An 18,858-nucleotide genomic window follows, 5' to 3' on the forward strand; every position below is an offset into this window, starting at 1 on the left:
TTGTATTTTAAAAAAGTCTTTAGGATAGCAGTTTTTCAGGAATTGTTCGTAAGGTTACCCTGTTGATATGTTGATAATTAAATTTTAATTAAAGGTTTTATTGTTTCAATTCTTATTCTGAATCCCTATTTTTGTAAGTTGATTTACTTTTTTTATGTCAGATATTATTCAGCTTTTACCGGATCATGTAGCCAACCAAATTGCGGCAGGAGAAGTCGTGCAGCGACCCGCATCCATTGTAAAGGAACTTTTGGAAAATGCGATCGATGCCGAAGCTACGAAGATTGAACTGATTGTAAGAGATGCCGGAAAAAACCTGATCCAGGTAGTGGATGACGGAAAAGGGATGTCGGAAACAGACGCCAGAATGGCTTTTGAAAGACATGCAACCTCCAAAATCAGGGGGACGGAAGATATTTTCAAAATTGCCACAAAAGGTTTTCGCGGTGAGGCGCTGGCTTCTATTGCAGCAGTTTCCCAGGTCGAGCTGAGAACCAAACAGAAAGATGCAACGATAGGAACCAATATTTACATAGAAGGCGGAGTATTTCAGTTTCAGGACCCCATTCAGACGGCAGACGGTTCAAATTTTTTAGTAAAGAATTTATTTTATAATGTTCCTGCCAGAAGAAAATTCCTTAAAAACAATAATATCGAATTCAGACATGTGATCGATGAGTTTCAGAGGGTTGCGCTGGCACACGAAAATCTTGAATTTTCCCTGTTTCATGATGATGAAGCGATTTTCAGATTAAGAAAAGGAAGCCAGATGCAGCGTATCGTGGATATTTTCGGGAGAAAACTGCAGCCACAGCTGATTCCTATTAAAGAAGATATTATCTGGTGCAAGCTTCACGGATTTGTAGCTAAACCTGAAGGCGCCAAGAAGACGAGGGGAGAGCAGTTCCTTTTCGTGAACGGAAGATATTTTAAAAGCCCGTATTTCAATAAAGCGGTGCAGGAAGCTTTTGAAGGATTGCTGCTGCCGGGATATATTCCGACGTTTTTCCTTTTCCTGGAGCTTGATCCGGAGAAAATTGACGTCAATATCCATCCTCAGAAAACTGAGGTGAAATTTGAAGATGAGCATCTGATCTTTGCTTTGCTGCGTTCTACCATTAAAAGATCATTAGGGATTTATAACGTAGCACCAAGCCTTGATTTTGAAAAAGATCCTCATCTGGATGAAATCATGCAGAAAACATTTCCAAGCAAAAGTAATGGAGGTGGGAGTGGATTTATCAAAATGCCGGAAATTATAGTAGATAAAGACTACAATCCGTTTCTGGAAGAAAAAGGCGTAAAGCAGTCTGAAATTCAGAATCTTGCAGAAATGTATCATCAGAATATTTCAGCTGAACCTTCAAAAATTAATCTTTTTGAAGATGAGGATTTTGATGAAGACCTGATGAGACTTCCGAACGGCTACTGGCTCTTTAATAAAGGAGATAAAACCCTGATGCTGGATCTGGGAAGAATGCACAGGCTGGTGGTTTCAGAAAGTACAAAACCTTTAAAAAAAGGAACGACCAACAGTCATTCATTGCTTTTCTCTCTGGAATATCATATGAATGAAATTGAAAAGAATAAATATAAATCAATCAAGAAATTTCTTCCTGAATTAGGTTTTGAGATGAGTATTGCCCATGAAAGCGTACTGAGAATTGATGCGGTGCCGGAAGGACTGAAAGAAACTCAGGTGATGAAGTTTCTGGAGAATCTTTTCGACATTCTGGAATATAAAACCGAAGAAGAATTCATGCAGTTTTATCGGAATCAATGGAGTAAAATGCAGTCGAAATCAAGATTTGATTTTATCTATAAAAAAGATGCGGAACAGCTCATCAAAGATTTTACAGCACTGGGTTTCCCGGAATTTTTACCGAATGGGAAAAGGTGCTTTTTTGAAGTTCCGTTTAATGATTTTAAAAATAAATTTTAAGTATGTTTAACAGTATCCCTCCGATTACGAGAAATATTATCATCATCAATGTTATTGTATTTATTGCAGTGAATCTTTTATTTCCACAATTAGATTACTATCTGTCTGCATTTTATCCGTTTTCTCCCAATTTCAGATCATGGCAGGTAATTACACACATGTTTATGCATGGCAATATTCCTCATATTCTTTTCAATATGATGACTTTATGGAGTTTTGGGCCTATTTTAGAACAGGCATTGGGAGAAAAAAGATACCTTATTTTATATTTTTTAAGCGGATTGGGCGCATTTTTCTTATTTAATCTTTGGAATTTTTATGAAGTGCAGCAGCTTACCGCAGAACTTACCAATGCAAATATCAATGTTTCAGATATTTTTATGAAAGCGGATCTTACTAAATACCCGCGTAATTTCTCGCTGTATGAATATAATGAACAGGTTTTAAATCTCTATGCATCGCTCACGGTACCAATGGTTGGCGCTTCTGGCGCTATTTTCGGAGTTGTGGCGGCTTTCGCTACATTATATCCGGATGCGAAAATCGGAATTATGTTTATTCCGATTCCGATGAAGGTTAAATATTTATTACCAATTATTATCATCGGATCGGTATGGCTTGGTGTTTCGGGTAATGTCGGAGGTATTGCTCATCTTGCCCACGTGGGAGGCGCTTTGGTAGGCTGGATTCTGGCAAGGAACTGGAGAAAACATTTATACAGATTCAATTAAAATCCTGTGAAAGTCATACGTCTCATACTTTTCGTTATGCATATAGGAGTTTTTTTTCTGCTGGCAGCAATGCTCCTGAATGCTTATGTTCCGCCGAAAACTTTTCCGTGGCTCAATCTACTTTCTTTAGGATTTCCTGTATTGATATCTGTATATGTCATCCTGACTCTTTTCTGGATATTTAGCTGGAAAAAAAGAGCGTTTGTTTTTGTATTTCTTGGACTTATGTTTTTTAAACCTGTTATGAGATGGGTAAATTATTCTCCGCAGAAAAATGAAGTTCCTGATCTGAAAATAGTTTCACTTAATGCCAAAGGCGGCCTTTACGGAATTAATAATATAAATTCATACGTTAACAGCCAGCATGCCGATATTGTTATGCTACAAGAATACGGAGGTGAAATGAAGTATCACTTCGAAGGATTGCAGGCAGGTCCGCAAAGTTATGTGATCCAGATTTTTTCAAAGTACAGAATTATCGATCAGAAGCAGCTTATTGAAAGCGATTATATTTATAATAATGCCTATGCCTCTCAAACGGATATTGAGATCAAAGGGAAAGGTTACCGTTTTATTAATGTATATCTGCAGCCTTTCAAGTTTAGAAAACATATGGTAAAGCTTAACGGCAACAGCGAAGAAGATGAGCAAAAGGTAAAAAACGTAATAAAAAGGCTTATTCCTACCTTCAAAATGCATCAGGATCAAATATCCTCGATAAGAGAAAGCATTGATAATTCACCGTATCCGGTGATTCTGTCCGGAGATTTCAATTCGGTTCCCAATTCTTATGAATATTACCACTTGCTGAAAGGTCTTCAGGATGCTTTTGTAGAATCAGGTAAAGGAAGCGCCACCAGTTTCCATGATTATAAATTCCCAATAAGAATTGACTATATTTTTTCTTCAGAATCTGTAAAGCCGCTGAGTTATCATGTAGATCGTTCCGTGAAACTTTCAGATCATTTTCCGGTTATTGCCACTTTTAAGCTTGAAAAATAACATCGTTATTCTTCCAGGTAAACCAAAAACCCGTCAAAATCATCATCCTGGTTTTTTAAAACTTTGGCATCTTTCATCTTTTTTTCTAAGCCGTCGATAAAAAAGCTTTTTTCAAAAAACTGACGGTGAATTCCAGGTAATAATTCCATGAAATAATCCATGCCGATTTTATTGTTGTGAAGATCCATTTTAGTTTCCAGCGGCTTATTGGGAAATAGTTCTTCGTGAAGATCAGTGAGATGTTTACAGAATGCAAGAGCCTTTTCTGGTGACGAAACTTTACAGCAATACATCATAATAAAACAACACCATAAAGCATGTCTGAAAGCATTTCCAATTCCATTGGTAGAAGCTGTTTTCGGAAATTTTTTCTGTGCAATGGCGTAGGCCTGCAATGTCGCATGAAAGCTTAGTAGGGAGAAAATAGGATGCAGAAGAACAAGCGATAAAAGACGCATGATCTTTTTAATGCTCATACTCCGGATCGTATTGAAAAATATATTGAAAGTTCTCATCAATAAAAATCTCTCTCCTGTTCAGAGAGAGATTGCTGTATTTTGTTAAAATTCTTACGCTTTTACGGTCAACAGATTCACTGTTTTAGAGATCGTTTCTCTGATTTCCGTTCTCTTTACGATAAAATCAACGAAACCTTTTTCCTGAAGGAATTCCGAAGTCTGGAAACCTTCCGGTAAATCTCTTCCGATCGTTTCACGAATTACTCTTGGTCCTGCAAAACCGATCAGCGCACCCGGCTCTGCCATGATGATGTCTGCTGTCATTGCAAAAGATGCGGTAATACCTCCGAAAGTAGGATCACAAAGATAAGCGATGTACAGAAGTCCTGCTTCAGAAAGCTGGGCTAATTTAGCCTGTACTTTTGCCAGCTGCATCAGTGAATAAGTCGCTTCCTGCATTCTTGCACCTCCCGACTGACAGATAATCATATACGGAAGTTTTTTCTGAATACAGTAATCTACTGCTCTTCTGATCTTTTCGCCCATTACGGACCCCAGAGATCCTCCGATAAAAGCAAAATCCATACATGAAACCACCATTTCAGTACCTTTTACAGTTCCTACTGCATTTCTGATAGAATCGGTGAGTTTTGTTTTGGCCTTTACTTCTTTCAGCCGGTCTGCGTATGGTTTGGTATCTTTAAAGTTCAGAATATCTATACTTTCAACATTAGCGTCCAATTCTGTGAATTTACCTTCATCAAAAAGGATTTCAAAGAACTCTGCACTTCCTATTCTCACATGAAAGCCATCTTCAGGAGAAACATAGTTGTTTCTTCTCAGCTCGTCGTGTTCAACGATTTTTCCTGAAGGAGTCTGATGCCAAAGACCTTTGGGAACGTCTTTTTTCTGATCAGTAGATGTCGTAATATTTTGTGCTTTTCTCTTAAACCACTCGAATGCCATTTATAAAATTTTAGATTTTGAATTTTAAATTATAGATTAAAAAAGTTGTCACTATAAAAATCATACGGACACCAATTTAAAATCTATAATCCAAAATTTATAATTTATTTAAGCGTATTTACGTTATTTAAATCTTCAAATGCCTGAACAAGTCTCTTAGAGAAAGTTTCCTCTCCTTTTCTTACCCAAACTCTCGGGTCATAGAATTTTTTGTTCGGTTTTTCTTCGCCTTCCGGATTTCCGATCTGAGATCTTAAATAATCGATATTATCAACCATATAATCTCTGATTCCTTCTGTATAGGCAAACTGAAGATCCGTATCGATATTCATTTTGATCACTCCGTAGTCAATTGCTTCTCTGATTTCTTCCAAAGTAGATCCTGAACCTCCGTGGAATACGAAATTCACCGGCTTGGCAGCAGTTCCGAATTTCTCCTGAACGTATTTCTGAGAATTATCTAAAATTTTAGGAGTAAGAACTACGTTTCCTGGCTTATAAACTCCATGTACGTTTCCGAAAGCGGCAGCAATCGTAAAGTTATCTGAAATAGCTCTTAATTTTTCGTAGGTATAAGCTACGTCTTCAGGCTGAGTATATAATTTTGAATTGTCAACGTCAGAGTTGTCAACACCATCTTCTTCACCTCCTGTCACCCCGATTTCCACTTCCAGTGTCATCTGCATTTTAGCCATTCTTTCAAAATATTTAGCCGAAGTTTCAAGGTTTTCTTCTAAAGATTCTTCAGAAAGGTCAAGCATGTGAGAAGAATAAAGGGATTTTCCGGTCTGCTTGTAGAATTCTTCATTGGCATCCATCAATCCGTCGATCCAAGGCAATAATTTTTTTGCACAGTGATCGGTATGAAGTATTACAGTTGCTCCGTAAGCTTCTGCAAGCGTGTGAATATGTTTTGCTCCGGCGATAGCTCCCAGAATGGCAGCTTTCTGACCGTCATTGCTTAATCCTTTTCCTGCATTGTAAGCAGCTCCTCCATTAGAGAACTGAATAATGACAGGTGAGTTTAGTTTTGCTGCAGTTTCCAAAACCGCGTTTACGTTGCTTGAACCAATTACGTTTACTGCTGGTAATGCAAATTTATTTTCTTTAGCATGCTGAAAAATATCAGTAACTAATTGACCTGTGGCAACTCCTGCCGGGAAAATTCTGCTCATGTTTTACTTTTTAATATAAATTATTAGGGTTTGTAAAATTCCTGTAAAGGTAATCATTTTTGCTTAATTGTTAATTTCTTTTGTCTCTTCCCCAAAGTAGCTTCTGGCGGATAGTTTCATAGAAACTGAGATTGTTCGGCTGCACCAGAAGGATCTGGAAACCTGCCTTTTTTATGATGATCTCTTTGTCTGTTTCGATGTGTACCAGCCTCGAGTCCAGGGAAAGTGAATATTGCGGTACACGGCTTTCCACTTTGAATTTTATTTCCACCTTATCATTTACCACCAATGGCCGCACATTGAGATTGTGGGGTGCAATAGGGGTGATGACAAAATTTTCGTTATTCGGAGAGATAATTGGTCCTCCGCAGCTTAACGAATAGGCAGTAGAACCGGTAGGTGTAGAAACGATAACGCCGTCTCCCCAGAAAACATTCAGAAATTCATTGTTGATGTAAGAATCCACCGTAATCATGGATGTGGTTTCTTTTCTGGAAACCGTCACGTCATTCAGGGCATATGGAGAAAAATCTTCTATTTCCGGTGATATTACTTCAATCACTGAGCGTCGACTGGTTTTTATATCTCCTTTTAATATGGAATCCAGCTCGTTGAATGCTTCTTCTTTGGTAAAGCTGGCCAAAAATCCCAGTCTTCCGGTATTCACTCCTACGATAGGAATTTCCAGATCTTCAATAAAGGTTAAAGAATTGACGATGGTTCCGTCTCCGCCGAAGGTAAAGAAAAGATCAATCTCCTTATCCAGCAGATCCTGTTTGCAATTGAAGGTTTCAAAGATTTTTGAAAACTGTAGTGCTTCAGCCATTTCGTCATACAAAACAGATTTTACACCTCTGTTTTCAAGCTCGGAAATAAATTTGCTTAAATATAAAAAGGTATCTAAATCTTTTTTCTGGGAATATATGGCTGCCTTCATTCGTTTTTTATATTTCTATAAATTTTTGGAAAAACCCGAACCTGTCCTGAAACAAATCTGATTTTTCATCAGAGTAATACTTTTGTACAATCCGGTAGTCGTACCGGTCGAATGTTTCATCAATAGAACTCAGATTTTCATTGCTGATCTTGATCGTTACCTGGATCACATCTTCCGTCATATGGCTGATAAAGGCTCCGTAAAATTTGGAATTGTTGCTTTCCACAATATTGGCGATTTCCGTCATCGAGTATTTTCTGCCGGGCGTTTCAACTGTGAGAATAGCTCCTGATTCTGAAAACAGCGGATATTTCGACAGATCCTGAAAGATATCTTCACAGGTTATATACCCCAGGTATTTTTCATTCTTGTTGATGACAGGAATCACATTGGCATTGAATGTATAAAACAGCCTGATGCTATCCATAATATTGTTGTCCTCAAGAATGGCGAACCGCTCGATCTGATGTTCAAGATCCTTAAGAATCCCATCTTGCTCATAAAGAAAATCTTCTGCAATGGCTCCATAAAAGTGGTGGGATTTTTTGATGAAAATATGAGAATATCCAAATGCTTCTAGCGTATCCCTTGCTGATTCTATAGAGTCAGTCAGGCTAAAACACGGAAAGTCTTTTGAGATATATTCCTTGATAAACATTGTGCTAATTTATAAAAAATTAAACGAAACTATTTCTGAAATTCAAACTTTTTTTCTGTAAAAAATAAAAAAATGAACTTAAAATTTGTTCGTGACGAAAAAAAAAGTATCTTTGTCGCCTTTCATTTTTACTTTTTATTAGATTTATTTCAAACTGCACTGTCTCTTAGGCATATGCAGTTTTTTCATTTCAGGGCTTTGGCAAACTCCCACATTACAATTCCCCCACATACGCTTACGTTCAGAGAATGCTTGGTTCCCAACTGAGGAATTTCTATGAAAGAATCAATATTTGGCAGTGCTTCATCACTGATTCCTTCCACTTCATTTCCTAAGATGACAGCATATTTTTTAGACTGATCAATGGTAAAATCTGTAATCATCTTACTGTTGGTCGTCTGCTCAATTCCCACGACTTCAAATCCTTGCGATTTTAAATCATAAATGGTTGTGTTAATATCACTTTCATGGCTCCAGTCTACACTTTCCGTTGCGCCCAATGCGGCTTTATGAATTTCACGATGCGGCGGCTGAGGCGTAATTCCGCAAAGAATAATCTTTTGAACCAGAAAGGCATCCGCTGTCCTGAAGGTTGCCCCTACATTATGCATGCTCCTGATGTTATCCAGAACAACAATTAACGGAATTTTTTCAACGGTTTTGAAGGTTTCCACGTCAATCCTGTTGAGCTCTTCCAGTTTTAATTTCTGTACCAATTGTCTATTTTATTTAAATTAATTTATAAATATTTACGATTTCCGGATCGTTTCAGATTTAATTATTTCCCTGAACACATGATCTGGTGAACGCTTCTCTCTATATTCTGTGCAATAGTCTCCATCGGAATATCATTTTCATCATTATTAAAAGGATCTTCAATTTCTTCGGCAATCATCTCCAGGCTCATCAGAACATAATACACAAAAACCGTAAGCGGAATCATAAAAAGACCGATAGAAATCACATACGCAATCGGCAACGCCAATACGTAAAGGATGATAAACTTTTTCACAAAAGAAGAATAGGAATACGGAATTGGTGTGTTCTTAATCCGTTCACAACCTCCGCAGACATCCAGAAAACCCGAAAGCTGGGTATCCAGATACAGCATTTCAATGTCGGATATTTTACCTTCTTTTTTAAGTTGGTGCAGCTTATGCGTCAGGAGAATGACAATTTCGCTGGGTCCGTGATGCTTTATATAGTCTTCAATTTCGGAATAATCTTCATCCAAAGCGCGTCTTGTGGATTCTTTTGAAAGATGCTTGGCCAGAAAATGAGGAAAAAACTTCAGGTATCTTGCAATCTGTTCAGTACTCTTTCTGTCGTCGGCAAGAATAGTATTAATCTTAACAGCAAAGTTTCTGGAATCGTTAACAAGTTTGCCCCAGAGTTTTCTGCCTTCCCACCATCTGTCGTATGCCGTATTGGTTCTGAAAACCAAAAGCAGAGATAATACAAAACCCAATAGAGAATGAATCATGCTTACATTGCTGATGGGCGATTTTGAAGAAAGATGAAGATATTCCACCTCAAGATATTCTATTCCCCAGGAATATAAGCCTATCAGCAGCATGGTCGGAAAAAGGATTTTCAGAGTGTCGCTTTTATGCAGGCTGAAAAGGATTTTCAGGAAATGTTTGGTATTGTAAACTCTCATAAGATTGGTTAGTCCGTACAAATATAAAATTTCACTTTTACTTTTGTTTTACGGAAAACCATAAATTTTATTGCCTCGTTCATTTTTTCTTTGTTAAAAAAAATTAATACCATGGGATATTATAGAAAAGGACATTTCAGAAAAGACGGAAAATGGGTAAGTGGTCACTACGTGAGTACATTCGGTAGGAAGAGAAAATCCGCGAGTCCGCAGGGGTGTGCGGTGGTTATTTTTGGAGGAATCATTTCATTGTTAATTTACTTGCTGAGGTAAATTAGGTTGATGCATTAGAAATGATAACTGATATTATCTTTAAAATTTTCCTGAAATTCAAAAAAGCCTTACTTTTATTTCACAATTAAAAACACCACACCAAAATGATCCTCGGAAACGTAGATGTTGTAGCAGATATTAGTAAAGAAGACTTTCAGAAAAATTATTTTAAAAAGCATAAACCGCTGCTGATCAAAAATTTTGCCAGCAGATGGGATGCCTTTGATCAATGGAATTTTGATTTTATCCGTGAAAAGGCGGGAGATCAGGAAGTTCCTCTTTATGATAACAAACCTGCGGATGCTTCCAAAAGCTCCGATGCTCCGGTTACGCATATGAAAATGAAAGATTATATTGATACGATCAAGACTAAACCCTCAGATCTTCGCATTTTCTTTTACATCATTACCGACCGCCTCCCGGAATTGCTGAAAAACTTTACTTACCCTGATCTGGGCATGAAGTTTTTCAAAAGGCTTCCGACATTGTTTTTCGGGGGAAGTGATGCGCATGTTCTGATGCATTATGACGTAGATTTAGGCGACTTTCTGCATATTCATTTTGAAGGAAAAAAAAGAATCCTGCTGTTTGATCAGAAACAGTCGGCATTTTTGTATAAAGTTCCGTTGTCAGTTCATACTGTTTATGACCTGGATTTTGAAAATCCTGATTACGAAAAGTTTCCTGCATTAAAGCACGCAAGAGGCTATGAAATTTTTATGGAACATGGCGATGCGCTTTTTATTCCGGGGGCATTCTGGCATTTCAACAGATATCTGGAGCCGGGATTTTCGATGTCTCTCCGTGCGCTTCCCAATAAACCCAACGTTTTTGCAAGTATGCTGTATCACGTCTTCATTATGAGGTACACCGACAAATTGATGAGAAAGCTTTTTAAGGCTAAATGGGTGAATTACAAGCAGAAATGGGCGTATGAGAAAAGCTCGAAGGCTGGCTTACGGCAAGATGGGGCAAAAGTGGTGGAATAATTTTAATCTTGAGGATATGAACAATATCTTAATTTCACGTAGACATTACAAGGTGCCACAAAAATTCATCTTTGTTTTTTTGATGAAAAATGGTATCTTGTAAATCTCACAAATACAGATAGAATTTAATGCTAGAAAAGAAAGAACATAATTACGAGAAAGCTGTTTTGGTAGGAGTTGTTACACAGCATCAGGATGAGGATAAACTTCAGGAATATATGGATGAGCTGGAGTTTTTGGCGTACACCGCAGGAGCTACCGTAGACAGGCGTTTTACTCAAAAATTAACACAGCCGGATTCCAAAACGTTTATCGGAAGCGGTAAAGCACAGGAAATTAAAGAATACGTAAAAGAGAACGAAATAGGAACAGTCATTTTTGATGACGAACTTTCTCCATCCCAGCTTAAAAACCTGGAAAGAGAAATGGAAGTGAAAATTCTTGACAGAACCAACCTCATTCTCGATATTTTTGCACAGAGGGCGACGACTTCTTATGCAAGAACCCAGGTAGAACTGGCGCAGTACCAATACCTTTTGCCGCGTCTTACCAGAATGTGGACCCACCTTGAGCGTCAGAAAGGGGGAATCGGGATGAGAGGTCCCGGGGAAACAGAAATTGAAACCGACAGACGTATCATTCGTGACAGGATTTCTTTGTTAAAAGATAAACTGAAAACCATCGACAAGCAAATGGCTACCCAGAGAAATAACCGCGGAAAAGTGGTAAGGGTAGCGCTGGTAGGATACACCAATGTTGGAAAATCGACATTGATGAATTCGCTGTCCAAATCAGAAGTTTTTGCTGAAAATAAATTGTTTGCTACGTTGGATACTACGGTAAGAAAAGTAGTGATTGGAAATCTTCCGTTTCTGCTTACCGATACGGTAGGATTTATCAGGAAGCTCCCGACTCAGCTGGTAGAATCCTTCAAATCTACACTGGATGAAGTGCGGGAGGCAGATCTTTTGATTCATGTTGTGGATATCTCTCACGAAAGTTTTGAAGATCATATTGATTCTGTTAATCAGATTTTAATGGAAATCAATGCACATCAGAAACCGATGATTATGGTATTCAATAAGATTGATGGTTTCAGCTACGAAAAGAAGGATGAGGATGATCTTACGCCTTCTACAAAAAAGAATATCTCCCTGGAAGAATGGAAAAATACATGGATGGCAAAATCTAAATATCCTACAGTCTTCATCTCTGCGCTTACAAAGGAAAACTTTCCGGAAATGAAGAAAATGATCTACGATGAGGTAATGAAGATCCATATTTCAAGATTCCCGTACAATGATTTCCTTTTCGAGTATTTCGATAACGACGAGGAAGAAAACAACCATAAAGAATAATGAAATATTACTTGTTTCTTTTACTTTTTCTGACTTCGGTTTTCAGCTTTGGCCAGAAATCAAAGATCGATCTGAAGACAATCAGGAAAGATCTTAAAAACGAAAAATCTCCCTACAATTACGATAAGCTGATTTTTAAATATAAGGCTTATCCCAAATCGCTGGATACGATAGAATCACAACATCTTTATTATGGAAGGAACTTCAGAGAAGATAAGATTTCTACCTTGGATGACGATTTTAAAGTTTTAGCAGAATCCTTCAAAAACGGAGACTTTGACGAATGTATCAGGCAGGGAAAGATCCTGTATGAAAAAGATCCTACCAATCTTGATATTCTGCTGATCTTAATGAGGTCTTATGATTCTAAGAAGGAAGGAAGCAATTTCATGCATCATCTCAATCAGTTCCGTACTCTCACGGATGCGGTCAGAAGTTCTGGTGACGGAAAATCTGAGAAAACGGCTTACTTGGTAAATTCCGTAGGAGACGAATACATTTTGTTGAATATTTTAAATCTCGGGCAGGAATACACCCGTGGTTCAAAACCGTCACGAGACGGAATGCTTGACATTTGGCAAAAAGACCAAAATACCGTTTATATCAAAGTACTTTATATAGATATTTAATTTAAAAATAAATTTAAAAACAGCTTAGTGGAATTATATTATTCATTTTCAGCTTTAATCGTTTTAGCATCCATATTTTCATACCTTAATTACAGATTTCTGAAACTTCCGAGTACCATCGGAATTATGGTGATTGCCATTGTTGTTTCCATATTTCTGGTTTCTTTCGGGGAAACTGTACTGCCGAGAACATTCGGACATCTTCATAGCCTGATGAGCAGCATCGATTTTACAGAGGTGCTGATGGGGGCCATGCTTAATTTTCTTCTGTTTGCCGGAGGGATTCATATTAACATAGATGATCTTAAAGAACAATTTCGACCGGTATTGATATTTTCAACGTTAGGCGTTGTGATTTCTACATTTGTAGTGGGCTTCGGAATGTTTTATATTCTGCCTTTTTTGGGGATAGAATTACCCTTTATCTACTGTCTTCTTTTTGGAGCGCTGATTTCGCCAACAGATCCTGTGGCAGTTCTCAGTATCCTGAAACAGGCGAACGTTTCAAAATCCCTGGAAACAAAAGTTGCGGGAGAATCTCTTTTTAATGATGGGATGGCCGTGGTTGTTTTTACGGTTGTACTTCAGCTGGCGATTGGTAACGAGGTTGATCTCGGAGCAGAAAGCATCGGATTGCTGTTGCTGAAAGAAGCTGGAGGCGGATTGTTGCTGGGTATCGTCTTAGGTTGGGTAACTTCCAGGCTGATGCGTGAGGTGGATGATTATATTATTTCCGTCCTGGTAACGCTGTCTGTTGTAATGGGAGGATATCTTATTGCCCGCCAGATGCACATTTCCGGGCCTCTGACTATGGTCGCTGCGGGATTGTTTATGGGTAATTTTAATGTTAAATTTAAAATGAAATCCATTACCCAGGATTATCTGATCAAATTCTGGGAGCTGATTGATGAGATCCTGAATGCTGTGCTTTTCCTGTTCATAGGCTTTGAACTTTTGGTGATAAAAGATCTTACTCACTTTATGATTCCTGGGCTCGCTGCCATTGTAGTCGTATTGCTGGGAAGGGTGATCTCTATCTATGGGCCCACCAAATTTATGCAGAGAACATTCAGTCCGCAGACGGTAAAAGTATTGGTTTGGGGAGGAATACGGGGTGGAGTTTCCATTGCGCTGGCACTTTCAATTCCGAAAAATGAGTACAGTAATGTTGTATTAAGTATTACTTACTGTGTGGTTGTGTTTTCTATTATTGTTCAGGGACTTACCATTGCGAAGGTGGCTAACCCAAACAAAATTGCCAAAGAAGAGCAGGAGCTGGAAACGATCACTTTAAATGAGGAGAAATAACAAACTGTAAATAAATATAGTAAAATAAAAATTGTTCTACAGCTTGTAATTCATTCATAGTATAAGATTTCAGATGAGTATCGTTGAAGAAATAAAAGAATCACTCGCCGCATTATCAATTCCTGAAAAAGCAGCATTCTTTCCGAAGTTTTTTAAAACAGGAAAAGGGGAGTACGGTGAGGGCGATTTGTTTTTGGGAGTAACAGTTCCGGATCAGCGTTCCGTTGCTAAAGCTTATTATCCTGGAATCTCTTTAACGGATTTAAGCAAGCTGCTTTCATCAGTATATCACGAACATAGATTAACTGCTTTGTTCATGCTGATTGCGAAATTTGAGAAAACAAAGAATGATGAGATTAAAACTGAAATTATTGATTTTTATCTGAATCATCTGAAATATATAAACAATTGGGATCTGGTAGATTCAAGCTGTTATAAAATTCTGGGCAGATATTGCTTTGAAAATCAGAAAGAAGTACTGCTGAGAAAACTCTCGGTATCTGAAGAAATGTGGCACAAAAGAATCGCTGTTGTCGGAACAATGCATTATGTAAAAAAAGGTTTTTTTGATCTCACGAAAGAATTTGTTACCCAAAATCTGAAACATCCTCATGATCTGATGCATAAGGCCAACGGCTGGCTGCTTCGCGAAATGGGACGGAAAGATGAACCGGAACTAATGGGTTATTTAAACCGATATTACAAACAAATGCCCAGAACCTGCCTGAGATACGCCATCGAAAAACTGGATGAAGATCTGAGACAGGATTATCTGAAAGGCAGAATTTAAATATGAAATAAGCATTATGAAAGACTGTATTAAACTGCTTCTCCTATTATTGCCACTATTATTGGTGACGAGTTGTTTCGATATTTTAGATAAAGTAAATGTAAAAGCCGACGGAAGCGGCGAGTACACACTCATCCTGAACGCCAGTAAAAGTAAAACAAGGCTGGCTTCCATCTCCAAAATGGAAACTGTAAATGGAAAAAAAGTTCCGAAAAGAGCAGAGATTGAGACTAAAATTAATGAAGCTGCCAGAATTTTCAAAACTACCCAAGGAATTTCCAATGTGAAAACTTCTATGGATTTTGATAATTATATTATTAAATTAAGCTGCAGTTTCAGGAAGATTGAAAACATCAATACCGGACTGGATCAGCTGAAAGCCCGAAATATAATCGGGAAAATGGTTCCTACAAATATCTACGGACAAAATCCGGCTAAGAAAGTATTTACCAGAAATAAAGTCAGTACTTTTAAAAGCGATTATGATAAAATGAGCAGTGCCGACAAAGAAATTTTCAATGATGCCCGCTATATTTCCGTGCTACAGTTTGAAAATACAGTTAAATCGCAATCTAATAATCAGTATTCGCTTTCCCCGAACAGAAAAGCGGTAAAGCTGGAAGCCAATATTTTAGATCTTATCCTTCAGAAAAAACAACTGCAGAACAATATTCTCTTTCAATAATATCAATCACGAATCATGAAATATCTACTACAAAAAACACAAATTATCATCTTTTTCCTGGGTTTCTCTATGGTTTTTGCACAGCAACGAATGAAAATGCCCGCTGATGCTCTTTTCTATATGGAAATCAACGGGAAGCAGCTGGATAAAAAGATCAACTGGCAGAAATTCAATCCTATTTTGCAGGAAGTTGTTAAAAAAGGGAAAGAAAAACCGACATGGACAGATTATTCCAAAACCGGAATCAAATATGATGCGACACAATATCACTATGCATCCTTTAATGATTCGGTACAGGCTTATACGGCAATTTTTCTTCTTGATAATAAGGATAAATTTCAGGAATTTGTCAATTCAAATAAGAAAACAGGATTGGAAGTCTCCCGAAAAAAGAACTATTCTTATGTAAATCTGGATGATGATACTTTTATAGCATGGAACGGAAACCGTGCTGTGCTGAAGCTGATCAATTACAACAAACCCTATAAGGACAAATGGAATGATGAGACAATTGCAGATAGTGCTGCAGCAGTCATAGATAGTGTAGCTGCTACCGTTGTAGACAGTGCCTATGTTGAAGAACCCGAAAAAGCATTCGATTATAAGGAAGAAATAAAATATCTGAAGGATGATATTAAATATTTAAAAGAAAGCATAAAAGATAATAATGCCGAAATAGCAAGAATTCAAAAAGATATCAAATATCTTGAAAAACATCACGAGTATCCGAAAGAAAAGAAAGATACAACAGATGAAAATTATTCGGACGACAGTGTAGAAGTACAGCCCGCGCCTGGCCTGGAAGAAGATATGGAAGATCTGCAAATCCCCGAATATGATGATTTTAAGAAAGAAATGGATTCTCTGAAAATAGAAAAGTTCAAGGTGGTGAAAAAATTGGCAGAACAATCTTTCGATCAGTATTTTAACTCTAATCTGGAACTTGACGTACCTGCTGAAATGACCGCTTTCCGCGATACCGGCTCTGATGTTTTTGTGTACACAGATTATGGGCAAATTGTCAATAACGGAATTTATGGTAAAATGATGAAGCGCTATGAATTCGGAAGCCTTTTTAGTACGATTTACAATTCAAATTCTTCTTATAATCTCTATTTTGATAAAGATAAAGTAAGGTTGGTGAACAGCTATCAGCATAAAAATCCTGAAGTTCAGAAAACCGTTTCGGAAATCTATAAAGGACATAAAAATAAAAAGCTTGCGAAACTTATCAGTGAAAAAAGCATTGGCTACTATGCAATTAACGTTGATGGAAGCAAATATTTTGACATGATGTATGCGCTTATGAAAAATGCGGGAGATTCCGGTTATCAGAAAGAAACGGAACTTGTTATGGAAACCGTGAAAATCGTTCTGGATGAAGAAGCCATCGCAAAAATAGCTCCCGGAAACGGAATCTTTGTCCTCAATGAGTTAAAATCTAAAACCGTAGAGTACACAGATTTTGAATATGATGACGATTATAATGAAAAAGAGGTGAAAAAAACAAAAGAAGTGGTGGTTCCGGATTTTACTTTTGCTTTCGCTACACAAAATGAGGGATATTGGGAGAGAATATTCAACTTACTGGCTACCAATAAAAATACAGCAAAAAACTTTTCTAAAAACCGAGATTTCTACACATTTAAAGAAGATAAAAGTACAGGATTTATGGATGAACTTTTGTTTGCTGTAAAAGATGGAATCGTTTATGTAACTACTGCTGCAAAGAACTTACAACCGCAAAATCAATCGGAAAAGTCAAAAAACTGGATGAAAGATTCTTCAAAATATCCGGCTTCAGGGAGATTTGATATTCAAAGGCTTTTAATTGGGCTGGAAAAAGAATTTAAGAGTACTTCCGAAAGAAAAATGCTTGATGTAGTAAGAAAGAATGTTGGTGAGATCTACTTTAAATCAGAATCAAAAGGAGACAGGATAGAAACTGAGATCGACTATTCGGTGAAAAATTCTTCCGAAAACAGTCTCATGTATTTCTTTGATTTGTTTGATGATATTTATAAAATTAAAGAATCAGACAAAAAGCTGCCGATCTTATAATGAAGAAGAAACTTATTGTCATCGTTGTACTTATTGCAGCGATATTCGTTTATTTTAAATTATATTATCGGGATAAAGAGTTAAAATTTATTCCCCGAAATGCTGATGTGGTCATTCTTATGGATACCAAAAAAGCAACAAGACAATATATTTCAAGCTTTCTGAGTCATCCTTCAGAATGGACCAATGATAAAAATAAAGATCGAAATACAGTTTCCTTTCTTGAATCGGGACTGAAGATTCCGGATTTTTTACAGATTTTTCACCTTCAAAATACAGGGTTTTCCGATTGGTATAGTATTTTGGAGCTTAAAAACAAACGGAAATTCCTGGCTTATTTACAACAGGAAAAATTTGTTGATAAAGGCAATGGGCTTTTTCATAAAGGGCATATTTTTATTAAAATAGAAGGAGAAAACTGTATTCTGGGAACTTCCGATTCAGCTTTTGAAAATATAAACCGTCTGTTTCTGGCTTTTTCCCAGAGAACGAATTTTACGTCAGATACTTTTATTGATGGGTCTTTAGGGAGTATTTCAGTTATTTCGAACGGTAAAATCCGTAATTTTTCAATTGATGTAAATGCTAATGATATAGAAATAAAAACTCCCGCCAATACGAATGATTTTATTTCTCTTATTTCTAAAATTCAGCAAAAGACTCCTTTCTTTACGGCCGAACTGAACCGCGGAAATATTAAAAATTTCACTGCATTTTTTGATAAAACCTTTCCCGATTCTGCAGGAATTGATTATTTAAAAGCAACGGCTGACCTTGAACAGGTGAATGACACCATTATCACTTACGGATACGATGATGATTTTAATGAAATCGAGAAAAAAACTGTTCAGAAGATCATTCAGCCTAATTATTCTATTTCTCTTCAAAGTTCAGATCCTGAAAAGACAGAACAATATTTTGAAAATAAAAAATGGATTAATGCCCAGCAGCAGTTTGTTGCGATTCCTTTCCAGCCGAATGTAATTGAGAAGAAGAAATCAGGTTTTGAGATTAAATCAACGAGGAAAATAATTCAGCCTTCCGATCAGCTCAATGAAAATTATATTTTCATCAGAAATAATGAATTATTATTTTCTAATTTGAAGTCACTTACCTCGAACGAGAAGAAAATAATTTCAGAGATTGACTATATTTTTTATGGAAACAAAGGGCGAAGTTATTATGTTAAGTTAAAGAGTAAAGAAAACAATCTGCCTCTGATTCTGAGGTAGCAAA

The 18,858-nt window shown here is 37.1% G+C and carries 19 protein-coding genes; 12 read left to right on the forward strand and 7 right to left on the reverse strand.

Annotation, left to right across the window (positions count from 1 at the left end; genetic code table 11):
* The first annotated feature begins 154 nt into the window (after positions 1 to 154).
* The 3 genes from mutL to ACWNCI_RS15200 are packed head-to-tail and all read left to right on the forward strand — an operon-like array spanning position 155 to position 3,675.
* Positions 155 to 1,942, forward strand: a complete 1,788-nt coding sequence (gene mutL / locus ACWNCI_RS15190) for a DNA mismatch repair endonuclease MutL (protein WP_449388949.1) — start codon at positions 155 to 157, stop codon at positions 1,940 to 1,942.
* Between the two features lie 2 nt (positions 1,943 to 1,944).
* Positions 1,945 to 2,673, forward strand: coding sequence for a rhomboid family intramembrane serine protease (locus ACWNCI_RS15195; RefSeq protein WP_449388950.1), 729 nt, complete (start codon positions 1,945 to 1,947; stop codon positions 2,671 to 2,673).
* Positions 2,674 to 2,709: 36 nt separating this feature from the next.
* Positions 2,710 to 3,675 carry an endonuclease/exonuclease/phosphatase family protein gene (locus tag ACWNCI_RS15200; RefSeq protein WP_449388951.1) on the forward strand — a complete coding sequence of 322 codons (966 nt, stop codon included), beginning with the start codon at positions 2,710 to 2,712 and terminating at the stop codon, positions 3,673 to 3,675.
* Between the two features lie 5 nt (positions 3,676 to 3,680).
* Here the strand turns inward: ACWNCI_RS15200 and ACWNCI_RS15205 are convergent, their stop codons facing one another.
* The 7 genes from ACWNCI_RS15205 to ACWNCI_RS15235 form a co-directional block, all read right to left on the reverse strand.
* Positions 3,681 to 4,190, reverse strand: coding sequence for a DUF6973 domain-containing protein (locus ACWNCI_RS15205; protein ID WP_449388952.1), 510 nt, complete (start codon positions 4,188 to 4,190; stop codon positions 3,681 to 3,683).
* Positions 4,191 to 4,244: 54 nt separating this feature from the next.
* Positions 4,245 to 5,099 (reverse strand): acetyl-CoA carboxylase, carboxyltransferase subunit beta, encoded by an 855-nt coding sequence (gene accD / locus ACWNCI_RS15210; protein ID WP_346983545.1) that lies wholly within the window; start codon positions 5,097 to 5,099, stop codon positions 4,245 to 4,247.
* A gap of 104 nt (positions 5,100 to 5,203) precedes the next feature.
* Positions 5,204 to 6,274: a class II fructose-bisphosphate aldolase gene (gene fbaA, locus ACWNCI_RS15215; protein ID WP_346983544.1), complete on the reverse strand. Its 1,071-nt coding sequence runs from the start codon at positions 6,272 to 6,274 to the stop codon at positions 5,204 to 5,206.
* Between the two features lie 70 nt (positions 6,275 to 6,344).
* Positions 6,345 to 7,211 (reverse strand): NAD kinase, encoded by an 867-nt coding sequence (locus ACWNCI_RS15220; protein WP_042722768.1) that lies wholly within the window; start codon positions 7,209 to 7,211, stop codon positions 6,345 to 6,347.
* A gap of 7 nt (positions 7,212 to 7,218) precedes the next feature.
* The gene (locus tag ACWNCI_RS15225) at positions 7,219 to 7,869 is read right to left on the reverse strand and encodes a CBS domain-containing protein (protein WP_042722767.1); all 651 of its coding nucleotides are present in this window, start codon (positions 7,867 to 7,869) and stop codon (positions 7,219 to 7,221) included.
* Positions 7,870 to 8,054: 185 nt separating this feature from the next.
* The gene (locus ACWNCI_RS15230) at positions 8,055 to 8,585 is read right to left on the reverse strand and encodes an RNA methyltransferase (protein WP_449388953.1); all 531 of its coding nucleotides are present in this window, start codon (positions 8,583 to 8,585) and stop codon (positions 8,055 to 8,057) included.
* 62 nt (positions 8,586 to 8,647) lie between these two features.
* On the reverse strand, positions 8,648 to 9,529 hold the full coding sequence (locus ACWNCI_RS15235; protein WP_449388954.1) for a bestrophin family protein: 882 nt from the start codon (positions 9,527 to 9,529) through the stop codon (positions 8,648 to 8,650).
* Positions 9,530 to 9,640: 111 nt separating this feature from the next.
* Here ACWNCI_RS15235 and ACWNCI_RS15240 point away from each other — a divergent pair, with 111 nt between their 5' ends.
* From ACWNCI_RS15240 to ACWNCI_RS15280, 9 genes are all read left to right on the forward strand, one after another.
* Positions 9,641 to 9,802 carry a hypothetical protein gene (locus tag ACWNCI_RS15240; protein ID WP_346983541.1) on the forward strand — a complete coding sequence of 54 codons (162 nt, stop codon included), beginning with the start codon at positions 9,641 to 9,643 and terminating at the stop codon, positions 9,800 to 9,802.
* A 104-nt stretch (positions 9,803 to 9,906) separates the two neighbouring features.
* Entirely contained in the window at positions 9,907 to 10,791 is an 885-nt protein-coding gene (locus ACWNCI_RS15245) for a cupin-like domain-containing protein (protein ID WP_449388955.1), read from the forward strand.
* A gap of 128 nt (positions 10,792 to 10,919) precedes the next feature.
* A complete protein-coding gene (gene hflX, locus ACWNCI_RS15250; protein ID WP_449388956.1) occupies positions 10,920 to 12,149 on the forward strand; it encodes a GTPase HflX in 1,230 nt (409 codons plus the stop codon).
* Positions 12,149 to 12,778, forward strand: a complete 630-nt coding sequence (locus tag ACWNCI_RS15255; protein WP_449388957.1) for a DUF4919 domain-containing protein — start codon at positions 12,149 to 12,151, stop codon at positions 12,776 to 12,778. The genes hflX and ACWNCI_RS15255 overlap by 1 nt, the downstream gene beginning before the upstream one ends.
* 27 nt (positions 12,779 to 12,805) lie before the next feature.
* Entirely contained in the window at positions 12,806 to 14,086 is a 1,281-nt protein-coding gene (locus ACWNCI_RS15260; protein WP_346983537.1) for a cation:proton antiporter, read from the forward strand.
* Between the two features lie 73 nt (positions 14,087 to 14,159).
* Positions 14,160 to 14,876 (forward strand): DNA alkylation repair protein, encoded by a 717-nt coding sequence (locus ACWNCI_RS15265; RefSeq protein ID WP_449388958.1) that lies wholly within the window; start codon positions 14,160 to 14,162, stop codon positions 14,874 to 14,876.
* Positions 14,877 to 14,892: 16 nt separating this feature from the next.
* The gene (locus ACWNCI_RS15270; protein WP_449388959.1) at positions 14,893 to 15,561 is read left to right on the forward strand and encodes a hypothetical protein; all 669 of its coding nucleotides are present in this window, start codon (positions 14,893 to 14,895) and stop codon (positions 15,559 to 15,561) included.
* 15 nt (positions 15,562 to 15,576) lie between these two features.
* Positions 15,577 to 17,622, forward strand: a complete 2,046-nt coding sequence (locus ACWNCI_RS15275) for a hypothetical protein (protein ID WP_449388960.1) — start codon at positions 15,577 to 15,579, stop codon at positions 17,620 to 17,622.
* Positions 17,622 to 18,854, forward strand: coding sequence for a hypothetical protein (locus ACWNCI_RS15280; protein WP_449388961.1), 1,233 nt, complete (start codon positions 17,622 to 17,624; stop codon positions 18,852 to 18,854). Before ACWNCI_RS15275 ends, ACWNCI_RS15280 begins: the two co-directional genes overlap by 1 nt.
* Positions 18,855 to 18,858: the final 4 nt, after the last annotated feature.

The organism is Chryseobacterium lineare, from assembly GCF_977014045.1.

Bases quoted from the DNA above. Each gene is read 5' to 3' on its own strand.
- ACWNCI_RS15240 (WP_346983541.1), top strand. From the start codon at position 9,641: ATGGGATATTATAGAAAAGGACATTTCAGAAAAGACGGAAAATGGGTA.
- ACWNCI_RS15195 (WP_449388950.1), top strand. From the start codon at position 1,945: ATGTTTAACAGTATCCCTCCGATTACGAGAAATATTATCATCATCAAT.
- ACWNCI_RS15225 (WP_042722767.1), bottom strand. From the start codon at position 7,869: ATGTTTATCAAGGAATATATCTCAAAAGACTTTCCGTGTTTTAGCCTG.
- ACWNCI_RS15270 (WP_449388959.1), top strand. From the start codon at position 14,893: ATGAAAGACTGTATTAAACTGCTTCTCCTATTATTGCCACTATTATTG.
- mutL (WP_449388949.1), top strand. From the start codon at position 155: ATGTCAGATATTATTCAGCTTTTACCGGATCATGTAGCCAACCAAATT.
- hflX (WP_449388956.1), top strand. From the start codon at position 10,920: ATGCTAGAAAAGAAAGAACATAATTACGAGAAAGCTGTTTTGGTAGGA.
- ACWNCI_RS15235 (WP_449388954.1), bottom strand. From the start codon at position 9,529: ATGAGAGTTTACAATACCAAACATTTCCTGAAAATCCTTTTCAGCCTG.
- ACWNCI_RS15205 (WP_449388952.1), bottom strand. From the start codon at position 4,190: ATGAGAACTTTCAATATATTTTTCAATACGATCCGGAGTATGAGCATT.
- ACWNCI_RS15255 (WP_449388957.1), top strand. From the start codon at position 12,149: ATGAAATATTACTTGTTTCTTTTACTTTTTCTGACTTCGGTTTTCAGC.
- ACWNCI_RS15220 (WP_042722768.1), bottom strand. From the start codon at position 7,211: ATGAAGGCAGCCATATATTCCCAGAAAAAAGATTTAGATACCTTTTTA.
- ACWNCI_RS15280 (WP_449388961.1), top strand. From the start codon at position 17,622: ATGAAGAAGAAACTTATTGTCATCGTTGTACTTATTGCAGCGATATTC.
- ACWNCI_RS15200 (WP_449388951.1), top strand. From the start codon at position 2,710: ATGCATATAGGAGTTTTTTTTCTGCTGGCAGCAATGCTCCTGAATGCT.
- fbaA (WP_346983544.1), bottom strand. From the start codon at position 6,274: ATGAGCAGAATTTTCCCGGCAGGAGTTGCCACAGGTCAATTAGTTACT.
- ACWNCI_RS15245 (WP_449388955.1), top strand. From the start codon at position 9,907: ATGATCCTCGGAAACGTAGATGTTGTAGCAGATATTAGTAAAGAAGAC.
- accD (WP_346983545.1), bottom strand. From the start codon at position 5,099: ATGGCATTCGAGTGGTTTAAGAGAAAAGCACAAAATATTACGACATCT.
- ACWNCI_RS15275 (WP_449388960.1), top strand. From the start codon at position 15,577: ATGAAATATCTACTACAAAAAACACAAATTATCATCTTTTTCCTGGGT.
- ACWNCI_RS15265 (WP_449388958.1), top strand. From the start codon at position 14,160: ATGAGTATCGTTGAAGAAATAAAAGAATCACTCGCCGCATTATCAATT.